At 45.8% G+C, this 16,422-nt stretch carries 9 protein-coding genes; 1 reads left to right on the plus strand and 8 read right to left on the minus strand.

Annotation, left to right across the window (positions count from 1 at the left end):
* Nucleotides 1–4 precede the first annotated feature (4 nt).
* Nucleotides 5–3,319 carry a SusC/RagA family TonB-linked outer membrane protein gene (locus BMX95_RS15190; RefSeq protein ID WP_081203291.1) on the minus strand — a complete coding sequence of 1,105 codons (3,315 nt, stop codon included), beginning with the start codon at nt 3,317–3,319 and terminating at the stop codon, nt 5–7.
* Between the two features lie 262 nt (nt 3,320–3,581).
* Entirely contained in the window at nt 3,582–7,880 is a 4,299-nt protein-coding gene (locus BMX95_RS15195; protein ID WP_165759060.1) for a hybrid sensor histidine kinase/response regulator transcription factor, read from the minus strand.
* 424 nt (nt 7,881–8,304) lie between these two features.
* On the opposite strand from BMX95_RS15195, the gene BMX95_RS15200 reads away from it, so the two are divergent.
* The gene (locus BMX95_RS15200; RefSeq protein WP_081203293.1) at nt 8,305–8,718 is read left to right on the plus strand and encodes a hypothetical protein; all 414 of its coding nucleotides are present in this window, start codon (nt 8,305–8,307) and stop codon (nt 8,716–8,718) included.
* A gap of 103 nt (nt 8,719–8,821) precedes the next feature.
* Here the strand turns inward: BMX95_RS15200 and BMX95_RS15205 are convergent, their stop codons facing one another.
* The 6 genes from BMX95_RS15205 to BMX95_RS15230 all read right to left on the minus strand — a co-directional run bounded on the left by BMX95_RS15205 (nt 8,822) and on the right by BMX95_RS15230 (nt 16,365).
* The gene (locus tag BMX95_RS15205; protein ID WP_090519444.1) at nt 8,822–9,904 is read right to left on the minus strand and encodes an efflux RND transporter periplasmic adaptor subunit; all 1,083 of its coding nucleotides are present in this window, start codon (nt 9,902–9,904) and stop codon (nt 8,822–8,824) included.
* 10 nt (nt 9,905–9,914) lie between these two features.
* On the minus strand, nt 9,915–13,181 hold the full coding sequence (locus tag BMX95_RS15210) for an efflux RND transporter permease subunit (protein ID WP_090519446.1): 3,267 nt from the start codon (nt 13,179–13,181) through the stop codon (nt 9,915–9,917).
* 9 nt (nt 13,182–13,190) lie between these two features.
* Nucleotides 13,191–14,702, minus strand: coding sequence for a TolC family protein (locus BMX95_RS15215; RefSeq protein ID WP_090519449.1), 1,512 nt, complete (start codon nt 14,700–14,702; stop codon nt 13,191–13,193).
* 36 nt (nt 14,703–14,738) lie between these two features.
* Nucleotides 14,739–15,113: a hypothetical protein gene (locus BMX95_RS15220; protein ID WP_081203294.1), complete on the minus strand. Its 375-nt coding sequence runs from the start codon at nt 15,111–15,113 to the stop codon at nt 14,739–14,741.
* A 169-nt stretch (nt 15,114–15,282) separates the two neighbouring features.
* The gene (locus BMX95_RS15225) at nt 15,283–15,693 is read right to left on the minus strand and encodes a nuclear transport factor 2 family protein (protein ID WP_081203295.1); all 411 of its coding nucleotides are present in this window, start codon (nt 15,691–15,693) and stop codon (nt 15,283–15,285) included.
* A gap of 81 nt (nt 15,694–15,774) precedes the next feature.
* On the minus strand, nt 15,775–16,365 hold the full coding sequence (locus BMX95_RS15230; protein ID WP_081203296.1) for a TetR/AcrR family transcriptional regulator: 591 nt from the start codon (nt 16,363–16,365) through the stop codon (nt 15,775–15,777).
* Between the last annotated feature and the right edge of the window lie 57 nt (nt 16,366–16,422).

The raw sequence follows: 16,422 nt of genomic DNA on the forward strand, positions 1-16,422 counted from the left end.
TTGATTAGAAAGTAACGTTTATACCGGCAACAAAAGTCCTGGCCCGGGGATAAGCCGCATAGTCTACACCAAAGGTGGTAGGATCTGAGCGGCGGGTATTGGCATCAGGATCGTAGCCGGTATACCCGGTGAGGGTAGCCAGATTATTCACTGTGCCATAGATGCGAAAACCTGTCATCTTTATTTTCGAGATCAGATTTTTAGGCAGATTGTAAGCCAGCGTAACGTTGTTGATGCGGATATAAGACCCATCTTCTACTGCATAACTCTGGGAATAGAACCCGTTTACACTGGTAGAAGGGAACCAGATAGAAGCATGTTCATTTACTTTTCTCAGGGTCTCGGGGTCAGCACCAAGAATATAGCTTGTTCCTGAAATAGTTACCTGCCGCTGAATGGATTTACCGTTTTCATCGATCATTTTCCAGCGGCCATTGTCGATGGCCAGCATGTTTACCTGTGAGCCATAAGAACTCGCATACTCCAGTTTGTTTGCATTGAACACTTTATTTCCATATACAAAATTCGCAAACACATTCAGTTCAAATCCTTTGTAGCTAACCGACTGACTAAAACCACCAAAGAACTTTGGCTGCGCATAGCCAATGATGGTCCTGTCATTATCCGCATCTACTTTACCATCGGGTTTGCCATCGGGACCGCCAAGATCTTTAAATTTGGGTGAACCGGGTTGTAAAGGATCGGCGAGGATACCAGCGTTGGTAGCTGCATCTTTTTTCAACGTGTACTGGGTATTGTATTGCGGATACAAAGGATTGGAGAAAGGCGCTGCATCGAAATCGTCGAGTGTATAATATCCATCATTCACATAACCATACATAGCGCCTACCTGGTCGCCTACTTTTAACACATAATCAGCCGGGAAGTTATTGGAACTGAACCAGCCTGAATTACGCAGGATCTGTTTGTTGGGCCCCAGTGAGGTGATAGTATTCTTGTTAAAACTGATGTTGAAGCTGGCGCTGTAATTAAGGTCCTTTTTATTTATAATAGTTCCCGACAATTGTAATTCCAACCCTATATTCCGGGTAGAACCAATATTCTGGAACTGGGTGGTATAACCTGATGAGGAAGGAATAGATTGGTTCAGCAACAGGTCTTTCGATTTATTATAATAACCATCGATGGTTGCAGACAACCGGTTGTTTAATAACGACAGATCAATCCCTAAGTTCTGCGCAATCTGGCTTTCCCATTTCAGATCGAGGTTACCCAGGTTGGATGGAGTAAAGATCCCATTGAGCGCGCCATTCAAACCATAGCCTCCGTTTGCCGGTGACGAGTACTGTGTTCTGTAGGAGAAAGGCGTAATGCGGTTATTACCGGAAGCACCATACGAGTACCGTACGCGGAGGTCGTTGATGACGTTACTGGTAAAGAAATTCTCCCGGCTTATACGCCAGGATACGGCGCCTGAAGGGAAATAACCCCAGCGGTGGTTTTCACCAAAGATGGAAGTACCATCTGACCGCATGGTGAACTTGGCATAATAGCGTTGATCGTAATTATAGTCAACAGTGCCAAAGAAAGACGCCAATGCCGTAGGCACCCGGTTCGAACTGCCCAGTGGTTGTGGATAGGCTAAAGTACCGGGCGCGGCCAGTTGCAGGTTATTGAACGCTTTGTCTGCCGAGATACCAATCGGGAAATAACGGATATCCTGCGACGTACCGGTATTCACTGTCTTTTGAATTTCCTGTCCTACCAATACTGAAAAATAGTTTTTAGGACCCAGGAAAGCCGGGTTGCTATAAGTAAGCACATTCGAATTGCTGATCTGTGTACCTTCTGTGCTGTTCAATGATACCAACGGTTGTTTTTGATATGATTTGGCATTATTGGTGAGGGTATCATCAAAAGCCTGGTTCCGTGTTCTGTTATAATTAATGGCAGCAGTAGAACGGAAAGTGAGGTTCTTTAACAGGTTGATCTGAATATAACCATTTAAATTAAGCTGGTTATTCAATCTTCTTCTGGTTTCTGCATTGGCCAGCAAAATCGGGTTGAGGATATTAAATCCATTTCCGGCATTGTTCAGATCGAGCGTGGCGTCATAAGCGTCTTCTTCTTCACCGGGTAAAATAAGGGGTTTATACCGGGTATACTGCCGTAACCGGTTTGAACCGGCGCCACCAGCGTCGGAGGTTCCGGCACCATTGATCCGTTGATCGGTATACCGGGCATTGAACCCGAAATTAAAGAGGCCATCATTGCCTTTATGATCGATGCGGAAATTGAGGTTCTTTCTATCGAGATCGGAATTGATGAGAATGCCTTCCTGTTTGTTCGCAGTCAAACTTAAATTAAAGGTAGTATTGGCATTACCGCCCGACAAGCTTACGTTATGCGACGATTGCAAAGCATTCCGCCCCATTGTTCGCTCCTGCCAGTCGTAGGTGGGATAATCCTTATAGGCCTCCACCTGGTCCCAGGTAATGGGTGAATTGATGTACCGGGTAATGGAGCTATCGCTCCGCCACATACTTTTTTCATATTGATAGCCCACAAAATCATAGGCATTCATCATGGGTATCTTCTGCGCCAGTTTCTGCACACCGTAATACATATTGTAGTTAACAACGGTTCTGCCACCGGTATTTTTGCCGCCCTTGGTAGTGATCACCACTACCCCATTAGCACCTCTTGACCCATAAATGGCGGTAGAAGCGGCATCTTTCAGCACGTTGATGGAAGCAATATCCTGCGGGTTCAATACAGTGAGCGCGTTATCGGTGGGAACGCCGTCTACCACATACAATGGTTCGGAACTTTGGGTGATTGACCCCCGGCCACGAATATTGATAATGGCATCTGCTCCGGGTGCGCCTTCAGACATGGTAATTTGCACCCCGGCCAGTTTACCCTGCAGCACTTCAGACACGTTGTTCAGCGGGTTATCTTTCAGGTCTTTTGCAGTTACCTGCGAGCTGGCAGCCAGCAGGTTTGGTTTGGGCACAGCCTGGTAACCGATGATCACGATCTCGTTCATTGACCCGAAGGATTTGAAGAGTGTGATATCGATGGTCGTTTTCTGACCAACTGTCACCTCATGGGAGGTATAACCAACGGAACTAAAAATCAGTGTGGGATTTCCCTCGGCGGGAAGGGCGATGCTGTACTTACCGTCGTTGTCGGTTTTGACGCCTGTCTTACTTCCTTTTACCCCTACAGATACATCACCCAGGGGCAATTTGGAACTATCTGCAATTACACGCCCCGTAACGGTCCGCGTCTGGCTCCATGCTATATTCAAACAAAATAATAGGAGGAACCCTAAAAAAGGGAGTTTTCTTTTCATATGCAAGCTTGCAGTTTAGATTTGATTGAAAGCACCAAACCTATTGGTAAGCCGCTGAAAAGGGGTTCAATTTTTAATTTGAAAGGTTCATTTTTTCGTTAAACAGAATAGTGTCGTTGAAAATCAGGCAGTCATGAAAGGCAGTGGGCAGGAGGCAGGGGGAAATACAGCCGAAAGCCGAAGGCTTAGAGCCATCACAATAGCTCGCTGCGCACTGCCGCGAAAGCTTTTTGCCCTTTACCTTCTGCCCTCTGCTTTTTCACTACTGCCCACTGCCTCCTGCCTTTGATTTAATATAATCAGAAGGCGACACCTGGTACTTCTCCCTAAAGCAGGTACTGAAATATTTGGGATTACTGAAACCCGACCAATAAGCCACTTCGGCAATATTGGTACTGCCGGCATCGAAGTATTGTTTGGAACGTTGCAACCGCATATCGCGTACAAACTCTACCGTGGTGAGCCCGGTTAAACTTTTGAACTTTTTATAAAAGGCCGATCGGCTCATGTTCATACTCTCTGCAATGGTTTCCATATTAAAACCGGGGTCTGTCATTTTTTCCTCTACCACCCGGATCACTTCTTTCAGAAAAGTTTCATCGCCCGAAGTAACCACAATGGGTGACGGACTTAACTCCGTAGCTGGCTTCTTACTCACCAGGGAGTCGAATAATTTTTTCCGCTGCCGCAACAGGTTGTCGATGGATGCGATCAGGAATTCATTGTGGAAGGGTTTGGTAATGTAACAATCGGCCCCGTAGCGTAACCCTTCTATCCGGCTTTCAATAGAATATCTGGCCGATAGCAATACCACCGGAATATGGCTGGTATTGATGTCGTTCTTGATCTTATCGAGCATCTGTATGCCGTCCATCACCGGCATCATAATGTCGCTCAAAATAAGATCGGGGATCAGGCGGATTGCTTTTTTCAAACCTTCCTCGCCATTGGTGGCTACTTCAACCCGGTAAAACTCGCTCAACTGACTGCTCAGGAACGAGCGCAGTTCATCATTATCTTCTACCAGTAAAACCAGTGGTGCCTGCGGATCGGCTGGCGATTGTTGTATAGGCAGTTGTTCTACCTGTTCCTGTTCAGGATAAGCAGTCATTTCAGGATCCATTTGTTCAATAAGGAGTTCCTCCTGTTTATCGGGCCGGGCACCCAGTTTTATTTTTACAGAAACCGTGAGGCCGCCCCTTTCATTATTTACCGCCCAGATATCACCGCCATGCAAATGCACCAACTCCTTCGACAGGGCCAAGCCGATACCAGAACCCTTTTGGGTAGTGGCCGGATGATCGGCTTCATAAAAAAGATCGAAAATATCTTTGAGTTTGCCGGCATCAACACCTGGTCCCTGATCACTCACTGCAATTAAAAAGCTTTGCTCAACCGGTAGTTGGGAGATCGTGATCGAGATCGCTTTACCGGCGGGCGTAAACTTCACAGCATTGGCCAGCAGGTTAAAGATCACGATGTCCAGTTTTTCCGCATCTATCCAGGCAATTACTTCTTCCGGTTCGGCATTGATCTCCAGACTGAGCTGTTTACTTTTCAATGCTCCGGTAAAATGATCGCTGATCTTTTGTACGAAATTGACTACTTCTACCCTTGAAATATGCAAGGTTGCCTTGTTGCTTTCCACTTTTCGCAGATCGAGCAGCTGGTTAATGAAACGCACCATGCGGTTGGCGTTTTTACGCGCCACTTCTACCCAGGCTGTACCCTCAGTTGATAATTTCTCCTTGCGCAATAACTGCTCAATGGGATTAATAATAAGGGTAAGCGGGGTTCGCAACTCGTGCGAGATATTGGTGAAGAAATTTATTTTCAGGGCTGCCAGTCGTTTTTCGATGGCCACTTTATTGCGCAGCCTTATCATGGCCAGCGCATAGCGCCTGATGATCACCAGCAAGCTCCCTATACATATAATATATATAAGGTATGCCCACCAGGTTTTCCAGGGTGGCGGCAGAATGGTAATAGCGACACTTTTATAGGGCGTGTTTGAATACAGATCGGTACTGAGGCTTTTTACTTCAAACACATACTTCCCCGGTGGCAGGTTGGTATAGGTTGTTCTTCTTTGTTGCCGGTCGCTGTACCAGGTACTGTCGAAACCCAGTAAGCGATATACCAGCGCATGTCTGTTGCCCGCCCGTTGGTCAAGCATAGCATATTCGATACTGATGATATTCTGGTTGTATTTCAGGGTAAGTGCCGAATCATTTCGTCCCGGGCCTGCATCTTCATTATTGATCTGCAAATTGGTGAAGGCGATGCTGGCAGCCATGCGGTCGTTATTGAGGCGAACCGGATCAAAAGCAATACAGCCCTTGGTTGAACCAAAAACCAGTTGCCCACCTGGTAAACGCAAACAGGCAGCCGCTTCGGAAAAACTGGCTCTTGGCAGCCCGTCATAGGAATCAAAATTTCTGAAAATGAGCTGCTCCGCGTCAAACCTCGACAAGCCATTTTCTGTAGCCAGCCACAAATTACCCTGTGCATCTTCAGCACAACTCAATACATAATCATTGGGCATGCCATCTTTGGTGGTATAATTCCTGAATTGCAATGTCTGAAATGGCCGGTTACCCATGGCCAGACAAAAACCACCACCTGAAGTAGCCAACCACATCCTGTTTTTTGAATCGCGGAAAACAAACTGGATATCATTATTCCCGAGGCTGTTTTTATCACCAGGTATTTTTTGATATAAGGAACAGTTACCCGCTTTATCACCGGTTTGCAGCAACAACAAACCATTGGTAGTGCCTGCCCAGATGTTTCCATTTGCATCCAGCGCCATATGGCGGATCTTGGGATCAGTATCCTTTGGATAATTTTTAAACAATACTACAGCAGGAAGAAACTGTACGTTGCCGCCCTCTTCTTTTACCAGGTATACACCTTTATCAAAAGAACCGATCCAGATGCGGCCCTGTTTATCTTCCAGCAGCGAATAGATGTCGTTGCAGGGCAAGGTGCCGCCACCTTTTCCCGTGGGAAGAAAATGCTGCAGGTGGTATTTTGTTCCTGCTTTATCGAGCGGCATGGCCTTATAAATGCCATTTGCTTTGGTGCCCAGCCAGATATTTCCCAGGCGGTCTTCTATTATAGCATACACCAGCCCCAATCCCTCTGCCGGTTCGTTATCGAAAAGCCCGGTTATCCTTTTGTTGTTTTGATAAACATAATACTTACCATTTTTTGCCCCCACCCATAGCCGGTTATTGCTGTCATAAAAAATGCCGCGTACTTCGTTATCGAATTTGGTATTCACCTGGTCTGTCAACAACTGCTGTTTAAATACATTGGACTGCAGGATTATTTTTATGAGTTGCCGTTCGTTGGTAGTCAGCCATAATACCCCGGCTTTATCAAAATAAACAGTATACACATTGGCGGGCAGCGTGGTAATGCCGGCATCAGGTGTACTTAGGGTATAGTCAAATTTTCCGTTGGCAGCATTATAATAGCCGAAGCCACCACCCTTCAGAAAACACCACACCAATCCATTGTTATCTTCCCAGATCTTTACATGATTATTGATGACGTTCAGGCGGTCCGTATTCTGCCGGGAAAAATGATGAAATGCCTGGCTGACAGGATCAAACCGGATAATGCCTTCGGTGCGTGGTTCTATCCAGATACCACCCTGCTTATCTTCATACAAAGAATACAATGGAACCGCAGGCGAATAGGTATTGGTGGTGATCTTTTTATCATCCAGGTTAAAGGAGATCACCTGTCCGGTAGTTGAAGAGGCGTATATGACCCTTCCCAACCTGGATCGCAATAAACCCTGCAGGTGATCTGCTGAGAGTTGATAGGATGAAAAGTTGTTTGCTTTTTTATTATAAATGATCAATTGTCCATCGGCGGTACCGAAATATAATTGATCATTATCTTCATCTACAACTGTATAATCGGCGTCAGTGATGTGTGGGACGTTTATATTGCTGTTCTTATATTCACCTGTTGGGGAGGGAAGCAGGCAGTTCAATCCGCCTGAAGTTCCCACCCAGATCTTTTTGTCTTTATCCTCGTGAAAGAAATTGATGTCGTTGGAAGAAAAACTATAAGCAATGATACTGCCCGGCTTAATGTCTTTTTGCGGAACACAATACAATCCCTCACGATCGGTCTGTAACCATACCCAGCCATTGGCGGCCCTCAGTATTCTGCTGAAAGTAACTTTTTGTTTTTTATGCTGATTGACGAGATTATACAGGGGGAGGAATTGTTCGCTCTTTTTATCGAACCGATATACATGCCGGTCATATGCCTGGATCCATAAATGATCTGATTGATCTTCTACGATCTGGTCTATGCGGTCGTTTCCCAATTGTGAACTATCACCAGGAAATGATTTAAAGGAAATGAACGAACGCCCATCGAAGCGATTAATGCCATCCCAGCTTCCGAACCACATAAATCCTTCGCGGTCTTTAATGGTACTCGTAACCGCCTGGTGAGAAAGCCCGTTTTCGGTTGAGAAATATTCCACTTTACACTTGGGCTGGGCAACAGCTGTTGCTACCACCAATAAAAGCACTATAAGAGAAAAAATATTTTTGCAAGCCAATACCATATCAATAAGCAGTTCTTTAAATACCCGGCAACCGGCATATTTACCAATTTTATATAAATAAGGGCTTTTTTTCTATGCAAACGTTCCCGGTAATGCCCTCTTTCTATTAGGGATTTCGTGACAAACCGGATTTCTTCTACACTTCAACGCTCACTAACTTAGCTGTACAAACTAACCGTTAACCATAACCTTCCCGTAAGAAGGTATTCTTATCCTATCTGGTTTCCTGTTCTTTGCCCAGGTTTTTATGTGTGTAACAATGAGGTTCAGGCAAACCCAAAGGGTCGCTTGCGGGCGATCCTTTTTTTAACAACCCTTTTAGTATTTTATCGGGGGTGGCAAGGAATGGTATTTGCTTTAGTACCCTTATTCACTAAAAAGAATCACCATGAAAAGTATCGTTTTATTATTAGTGGCTACGTTTTTCACTTTTAGCTTTGTACATGCGCAAAAACCAGAAGTTATTACCAATAACAAGGCTGGCTGGCATAAGATCGGTGATGCCAAAGTTGATTTTAAAACCGATAAGGATAAATTCATTATAATCGGCAAGGATAGATACAAAGCCCTTCAGGTGAAGGTTAAAGATGCACCTGTACATATGGAAAGCATGCAGGTATCTTATGAAGGCGGTGGAACTGAGGATGTTGCCCTGAATACGCAATACAAACCTAATGCTGAAAGCAAAACCATTGAATTAAAGAATGGTAGTGCAGAAATTAAAAATGTAACATTTGTTTATCACACGGTCACAAACGGAAGTAATTCCAAAGCTGAAATAGAACTCTGGGGGTTGAAATAATTCAATGTTTATCCAGTGGTTTTTAACAACAAATGAGTCCCGACAATCGTCGGGACTCATTTGCTTTTGAACCGTAGAAACAAATACACACTTGTACAGCATGTTATTTTATAACAGTTCCTTCTTTTATTTCATCGGTAGCATGTAAAAGAATTTCATCACCACCTGTAAGCCCGCCAAATATTTCTGTGGAATCTTTTGCCTTCAATCCTTCTTTTATATCAATCAAATGCGCTTTCCCTTCTTTTACAGTAATTACGTATTGCCGTTCGGTTGAACGCACAATGGCGTTACTGGGAATAAGCAATGATTTTGCTTCAGACAGCAACGGCACTTTTACTTCTGCATACATACCGGGTTTGAATAGCTGCCTGTTGTTTTGAAGATCTATTTCAATAGCTTCTGATCGCAAACTGGTGAGGGCGTTTGCCGAACGACTGATCTTTGCTTCGTGCGTTTTCCCGGGCATGGAATTGAAAGCAAAACTCACCGGCCGGTTCAAATCAACCTGATCAACATACGCTTCAGGTATATATACTTCCAGCCTCAGCTTTTGCAAATGTTGTAATACCAGCATCGGCATATCGTTCGATTTACTACCCGGGCCTACCAGGGCTCCCACAGAAATATTCCGTTGAATGATCACCCCATCAAAGGGAGCAGTAATGATGAGGTAGTTCCTGAAGTTCTTCATCACCTCTACATTCGATCTTTCTGCCATTACAATGGCTTCATCGGCTTTCATGTGCGACAAGGCATTATCGAGGTCTAATGGCGCTACAGAGCCGGGTTCTTTGGCCGCTTCATTCAGACGGCGGTATTTTTCCTTACTAGCCACTGCATTCTCTTGTGCCTGTAAAAACTTTGAATTGGCCAGTTGTACCTGCGATTCCATTTCCGGCGCTTCCAGCCTTACCAATACCTGGCCTTTTCTTACCCGCGTACCCCTGTCGACCAGTACATCCTGTACAAACCCATTCACTTTGGCATACAGGTTTACTTCTTCAAAAGGTTTTAACTGTCCGGGCAATTTTACATAACTCGCCAAGGGGTTTTCGGTAACCTTGCCTATTTCGTATTTACTGGTTTCATTGGCGGCTTTTATAGTGAGATCAACCGGCTTTTCTACATGACCACAGGCGTATAACAGCACACTGATCACTAATACTGCACAAATATTTTTCATGCTTGACTATTTATTGTTGTATTGATTGTTGGGTTAATTTTCCATTCATTGCATGGTCTTTATGATTGGCTTCAGGCATCAGGGATGGCGATTTATAAGACGCCTTTCGCTGCACCCAGGCAAATACCTGTGGCAATACCAGCAGGGCAGCCAGGGTTGAAGCAGCCAGGCCACCTATAACAGCCCGGCCCAGTGGCGCAGATTGTTCACCGGCTTCGCCCATACCGGAAGCCATCGGGATCATACCGGCGATCATCGCAAAACTGGTCATTAAGATGGGGCGTAACCGAATGCCCGCACTGGTGATCGCTGCTTTTGTTGCATCGCGGTATTCCAGTCGTAATTTTTCTGCATTGGTAACAATCAGGATCGCATTGGCCACCGATACCCCTGTACTCATGATCATACCCATATACGATTGCAGGTTCAGAGTGGAACCTGTAAGCAATAAGGCCGCCAGTGAACCAACGATCACTGCCGGCACCGTTGATAAAACGGTAAACGACAATTTGAACGACTGGTAATTGGCTGCCAGCAACAGGAACATCACCAGCACCGCAAACAACAGTCCGCTTTGCAAACTGGCCAGCGTTTCCGATAACAGGCTCGACATCCCGCGCACTTCTGCAATCACTCCCTTCGGTGGAGTGCCCACCGCATGCAGTACATGCGTTACATCAGTGGTTGCGTTGCCCAGGTCTTTCTTGAAGATGTTGGCGTTTATTGTCAGGAAGCGCCGGGGACCCGAACGATCGTATTCCCCGGGTACATACGTGGTTTTAAATTCGGCAATATCACCCAGCACCGGACTATTCTGTCCTTTTATCAAAGGGATCTCCCGTAATTCGTCCATGGTATTCATAACGTATTCGGGTATTTGCACCTGCACCTGGTAGGTATAGGCTTTGTCTTCATCGAGCCACTGGTTCTTTTCACTAAACCGGCTCGATGAAGTACTGGCGGTTACCGAGCGGGCAATATCCTGCACGTTCAATCCAAACTGAGCTGCTTTTAACCGGTCGATGGTAATGGACACCACCGGGAATTTCAATGGCTGCGCTACTTGTACGTCCCGCAAGTATGGAATGCGTTTAAGGCTGTCCATAATTTTGGTTGCATATTTTTCAATCTCCTGCAGGTCTTTACCCGCTACCCTGATCTCGATAGGCGTGGCGGCCCCCTGGCTCATAATCTTTTCGGTCATATCGATGGGTTCAAACAGCACCTTTACATCGGGCACTTCGTGGCGGATGTTCTTGCGTAAAGCATCCTTCAGTTCATCCATGTTCACCTTATAATCTTCATCGAGGTTCACCTGCAATATGGCTTCATGCGTTCCGGTATTGAAGATATAAAGGTTGCTGGTTCCATAGCTACTGGGAATAATGCCCACATAGGCTGAAGTAATGCTTACATGGTGGTCCACCGTTTTATCGATCACCTGTAATACATGGCGTAGTTTCTCTTCTGTGCGTTCGAGCCTGGTTCCGTCGGGTGCTTTTATCCGCACCTGAAACTGACCGTTGTTCAGTTTGGGCATCATGTCTTTACCAATGACCACAAAAGCCGCGGCGGCCATAGCCAGCACCAACACCAGGTAAGCAACAACGGTGATCTTCCGGCGTTTCATGCCCCGTTGCAGAAAACGCATATACCGAACCTTTATCCGTTCAAACAGATCATTTTTTTCCGGTTCCTTATGCTCTTTATCCAGGTGCCTGTCTACCTGTTCCAACTCACCGGAATCGAGTGCCTGACCTGCATGGGCATGTACCGCACCATGATTATAATGCTGATACCTGTCGGCTTTGATGAGCCAGTTGCTGAGAATAGGCACCAGGGTTTGCGCTGCGATGTAAGACACGATCATGGTAAAACCAATGGAGAGCGACAGCGGCAGGAACATGGCTTTGGGCACCCCGCTCATGAGGAATGAGGGCGCAAACACCGCCAGAATACACAAAAGGATCAGCAACAAGGGGAAGGCAATTTCTTCGCAGGCATCATAGATGGCCTGTCGTTTATTTTTACCCATCTCCAGGTGCTGATGAATATTTTCAATGGTAACCGTTGCCTGATCTACCAGGATACCGATCGCCAGTGCCAGTCCGCTCAGGGTCATGATATTGATCGTTTGTCCAAACAGGCTCAACAACAACAACCCTATTGAAATAGAAACCGGGATGGTGATGATAACGATCAGACTGCTGCGCAGATCACGCAGGAACAACAACACCATTAAGCCGGTCAGCAGGGCACCGAGAGCGCCTTCTGTGGCCAGACTTTTAACCGCATTCACCACAAATACCGACTGATCAAATTCATAGGTAACTTTTACATCGTCGGGCAACAGGCTTTGAATATCGGGCAGCCTTGCTTTCAGGTCTTTCACCACCTGCCAGGTAGAGGCATCTGCAGTTTTTACAACCGGAATGTATACGGAACGTTTGCCATTGATGAGGGCATAGTCAACCGTAACATCTGCCGCATCGGCCACGCGGGCCACATCTTTTATCAATACAGGTACCCCGTTTTTGGTTACAATGGGAATGTCGCCAAACTCGGTTACATTTTTTACCAGCGTATTGATGGTAGTAACATACATGGTATTATCAAGCCGCAGGTTTCCCGATGGCGACATCACATTGAATTTGGCCAGGGCCGTTACTACTTCATCGGCAGTGAGGTTATAACTGCGTAATTTATCGGGGTCCACGTTCACGGTGATAGCCCTTGAGTTGGCGCCAAAGGGCGGCGGCGCCATCAGACCGGCTACGTTCGCAAAAGATGGGCGAATACGGGTTGCAGCCAGATCATAGATCTCTTTCAGGCTTCGCGTTTTACTGGAGATCACCAACTCACCAACCGGCAGCGAAGAGGCATCGAACCGGATCACCTGCGGCGGTAAAGCACCCGGCGGAAAAAACTTCATGGCCCGGTTTACCTGCAAGGCTACCTGTGCCGATGCTTCGGCCATATCGGTTTTTTCATAAAAGCTCAGCTTAAGCATCGTGAGCCCCTGAATGTTTTTGGTACTGATGTTCTTTATCCCGTTTACATACAGGAACTGGTCCTGCAAACGGGTGGAGAAAAAACCTTCCATTTGCTGGGCCGACATACCACCATAACTTTCAATTACGTAAATGGTGGGCATGTTCAACTGCGGGAAGATATCAACCGGCATTTTCAGCGCCGCCAGCACCGAAAAAAACAACAGGCTGACGGTGATCACTATATGGGAAATTGGCTTTTTTAAAGCCGAGGATACTAATGACATACTACCTGTTTAATTGGTGAATTGTAAAAGTGCAGGTACCTGGTTTCCGGTAATGGCTTTTTCGAACAGCGACTGGCAATACATGTACTTTGCTTTTATGAAATCTGTTTCGGCGCGGTACAACACACCCAGGGCTGTGTTCAACTCCAGAATAGTGGTAAGGCCATTCTTGTATAATGAAAGCTGTTGCCGGTAAGCCGCCTGCGCTGCGCTTAGCTGATGCGGAATTTCCTGCAATCGCTCTAATGCTGTTACCAGTTGTGCATCTACCTTGCTTTCGCTGAGGTTTAACAACATCTGCTGCCGTTGCAATTGCTTTTGCGCATAGTCAGTTGCTGCCTCCTGTGTTTTTAATTGTACCTGTTTCCGTTTCAGATCAAACAGATCGTAGGTAATGCCAAACCCCACCAGGTAATTGCCGCGTTCCAACCCAATGCCTTTCGACAGGCTCCTGAATTCATCGCGGCTGCTGACACTGCTGCCACGCCCCCACACTGCTCCCTGTAAGGATACGATTGGCAAATAACTCTTTTTTACCAGGCGTTCTTTATCGAGACTGTTCTGGTATAATGAATGGTAATAATTCAACAACGGATGATCGGCCATGGCTGAATCGGTGATCCTAGGAAGTGTTTGATTGTGCGCAATGAGGTGGTTGATGAAATTGGTGTCTGCCTGCAGCTGCTGAATGGGCAGATCGGCAATTGCCGACAGCATTAATTTGTATTGTTCCCGCTGGCCTTTCAGCTCTACATAATTCAACCGCAGCCTGGAGATCTCGGCCTCGGCAATACTGGTATCAACCCCGGCCTTGATGCCGCTTTTCGCCAGCACCAGTACCGATTGTTGTATTTCTTTGTTGCGCTGAATATGCAGCAGCTGAATGCTCAGCAATTCTTCCGTGCGCTGCCATTGTAAATAGTTATCGATGGCCAGGGCCTGCAACTGGTATTTACTCTGGTTGAATTTCGATTGCTCCACCTGTACATCAGAAGCTGCCACCTGTTGCCGTGCATTGTTCTCACCAAAATCATAGATCGTCCAGTTAACGGATGCAATGGCCAGATCGGTCAATATGGTTGAACTGTTGCCTTCATTGCGCACCCTTGAATTACCCGGCACAATACCATACGAAAAATAACCACCGGGTAAATTGTTATTGGTGCCCAGGTCGGCCTGCGCATTTAATTTAAATTCAGGCAACCGGTTGTACCGGGTTGCGTTTTGCTGGGCCAGCTTTATTAAGACGGCTGCGGAATCGGGTGTTAAAAAAGCAGACCGGGTATTTACCCGATCGAGCAATTGGCTCAGGCCACACGCACAGGTATCTGCCTGCGCCTGTACTTTCAACCCAATAACCGACAACCCCAATATATACAGAAGAAGAAAATTAGCTTTTCTAAATGATGTCATACGAATGGATGTAATGACCTGCTGGCGCGGAACAGCCGCCAGGTCATATAAAAGTTTCAAATAAGGAGAACCGGAGTTGACCCGCCAGCTGGCAGATCCCCCTTTCATTAATTGAGCCGGTAGTCTTTAGTAAGGAAATATGTATTATGTCGTAGGAGGCCCCCGCAGGAAGCAATGAAGCAGTTCGGGATTTTGTAATACCGCAACCTGGTTATACAAAGGTTTGGTAGCTACAATAAATTCAACTGCGGGTTGTTTGGGAATAGAGGAAACCTGGTAAGGGTCCTGATGGAGGTATCTTTTATTATACCGGGGTTGATGAACCGAAAGCTTTTTTACCTTGATGGAGATCTTACCGCCCTTGATATTCGCGGGATCAACATTGGTTATGGAAGTTACATGCGCGCCACTGGCATAACTAAAGGTATACTTGAGGTTCAGCTGAACCATTAAAAAAAGCAGGTATACCCCCAGCACGCTTAATTTGCCAATAAAAGAACGAAGCTTTTTAAGCCGCATGTGATAAAATTATAAAAAAATTCCAATGCTGGTATTCCAATAGTTGTTTTTAACCAGCCAATTGCAAGACGGTTATAGCTCATACCGGGTTGTATGCAGCCATAAAAAATGGCCGACTCCAACGAAGCCAGCCATTGTATATTTTTCTGAAACTGTGCCAGATAGCAATTTACTTATACCTTCTGTCCTTTTCCTCGATGGGGTAGTCATTGGCGCTCATATCGCGGCGGCGCATCAGTCCTTCTTCGTCAAATTCCCAGTGTTCGTTGCCATGGGTACGGAACCATTGGCCGCTCGCGTCGCGCCACTCGTATTCAAAACGAACGGAAATGCGGTTGTCGGTGTAACACCACAGTTCCTTCATTAATTTATAGTCCAGTTCCTTTTGCCATTTACGGGTCAGGAATTCCTTGATGGCTTCGCGGCCGGTAAAAAATTCAGTGCGGTTGCGCCATTCTGAATCTACGCTATAGGCCATGGATACTTTTTCTGGATTTCTGGAGTTCCAGGCATCTTCTGCCAGCTTTACTTTCGCCAGCGCTGTTTCCCTGGTGAACGGCGGTTTAATTGTTGTACTCATAATGCGAAGTTTTATTTTAATTAATTTGTACCAAACGGTCAAAAAATAAGCCTGCCTGTAATAAGGGGCAAAGCAAAAAATTTACTTCCCGGAAAAGCAGAGTTGCAGGTTCAACTCCACCAGTTTCCCCAATTCTTTTTCACCGTATAACCTTCTTGTAATATTGATCCCGTTCCACAAATTCAACAGGTGTTTGGCTAACAAGGCGGGTTGTATAGAGCTGGTCAATTGCCCGGCCTTCCAGGCTTTTGTCAATTCTTTATAGAACAATTTCTCTATTTCGATCAGTTTTTCTTTAGCAACTTTTTCCAGGTCGGGGTCCATACCGGTTGTTTCGCCCAGGATGTTTACATAAAAACAACCTTTTGTATGTTCCATAGGATCATCGGCATAAGCCACATGCAGAAATATTTCACGGATGGCATCAATAGTATTGGCGTGTTTTGCAAATACTTCCTTCATATTGCGGATAAAGCGCTGGGCAAACCAGTCGAATACCTTTACAAATAATTCCCGTTTGTTACCGAAAGCGTTGTACAAACTGCCTTTATTCATATCCATTGCAGCCAGCAGGTCTTCGGTAGAAGCAGCTTCATAGCCTTTTATCCAAAAGACTTCTGCAGCCTGCGCCAGTGCTTTTTCTTCATCAAACAAACGGTTTCGTCCCGGCATATTTACTATTTACCCTACAAAAATATTATTTTATACCAATCGGTCAAAAATAAAATA

Origin of the sequence: Niastella yeongjuensis, assembly GCF_900110245.1 — a bacterium.
GTDB classification, from domain to species: domain Bacteria; phylum Bacteroidota; class Bacteroidia; order Chitinophagales; family Chitinophagaceae; genus Niastella; species Niastella yeongjuensis.

Excerpts from the sequence above, each read along its gene's own strand:
- BMX95_RS15190 (WP_081203291.1), bottom strand. The coding sequence starts at position 3,319 with ATGAAAAGAAAACTCCCTTTTTTAGGGTTCCTCCTATTATTTTGTTTG.
- BMX95_RS15205 (WP_090519444.1), bottom strand. The coding sequence starts at position 9,904 with ATGAAAAATATTTGTGCAGTATTAGTGATCAGTGTGCTGTTATACGCC.
- BMX95_RS15200 (WP_081203293.1), top strand. The coding sequence starts at position 8,305 with ATGAAAAGTATCGTTTTATTATTAGTGGCTACGTTTTTCACTTTTAGC.
- BMX95_RS15220 (WP_081203294.1), bottom strand. The coding sequence starts at position 15,113 with ATGCGGCTTAAAAAGCTTCGTTCTTTTATTGGCAAATTAAGCGTGCTG.
- BMX95_RS15230 (WP_081203296.1), bottom strand. The coding sequence starts at position 16,365 with ATGCCGGGACGAAACCGTTTGTTTGATGAAGAAAAAGCACTGGCGCAG.
- BMX95_RS15215 (WP_090519449.1), bottom strand. The coding sequence starts at position 14,702 with ATGAAAGGGGGATCTGCCAGCTGGCGGGTCAACTCCGGTTCTCCTTAT.
- BMX95_RS15210 (WP_090519446.1), bottom strand. The coding sequence starts at position 13,181 with ATGTCATTAGTATCCTCGGCTTTAAAAAAGCCAATTTCCCATATAGTG.
- BMX95_RS15225 (WP_081203295.1), bottom strand. The coding sequence starts at position 15,693 with ATGAGTACAACAATTAAACCGCCGTTCACCAGGGAAACAGCGCTGGCG.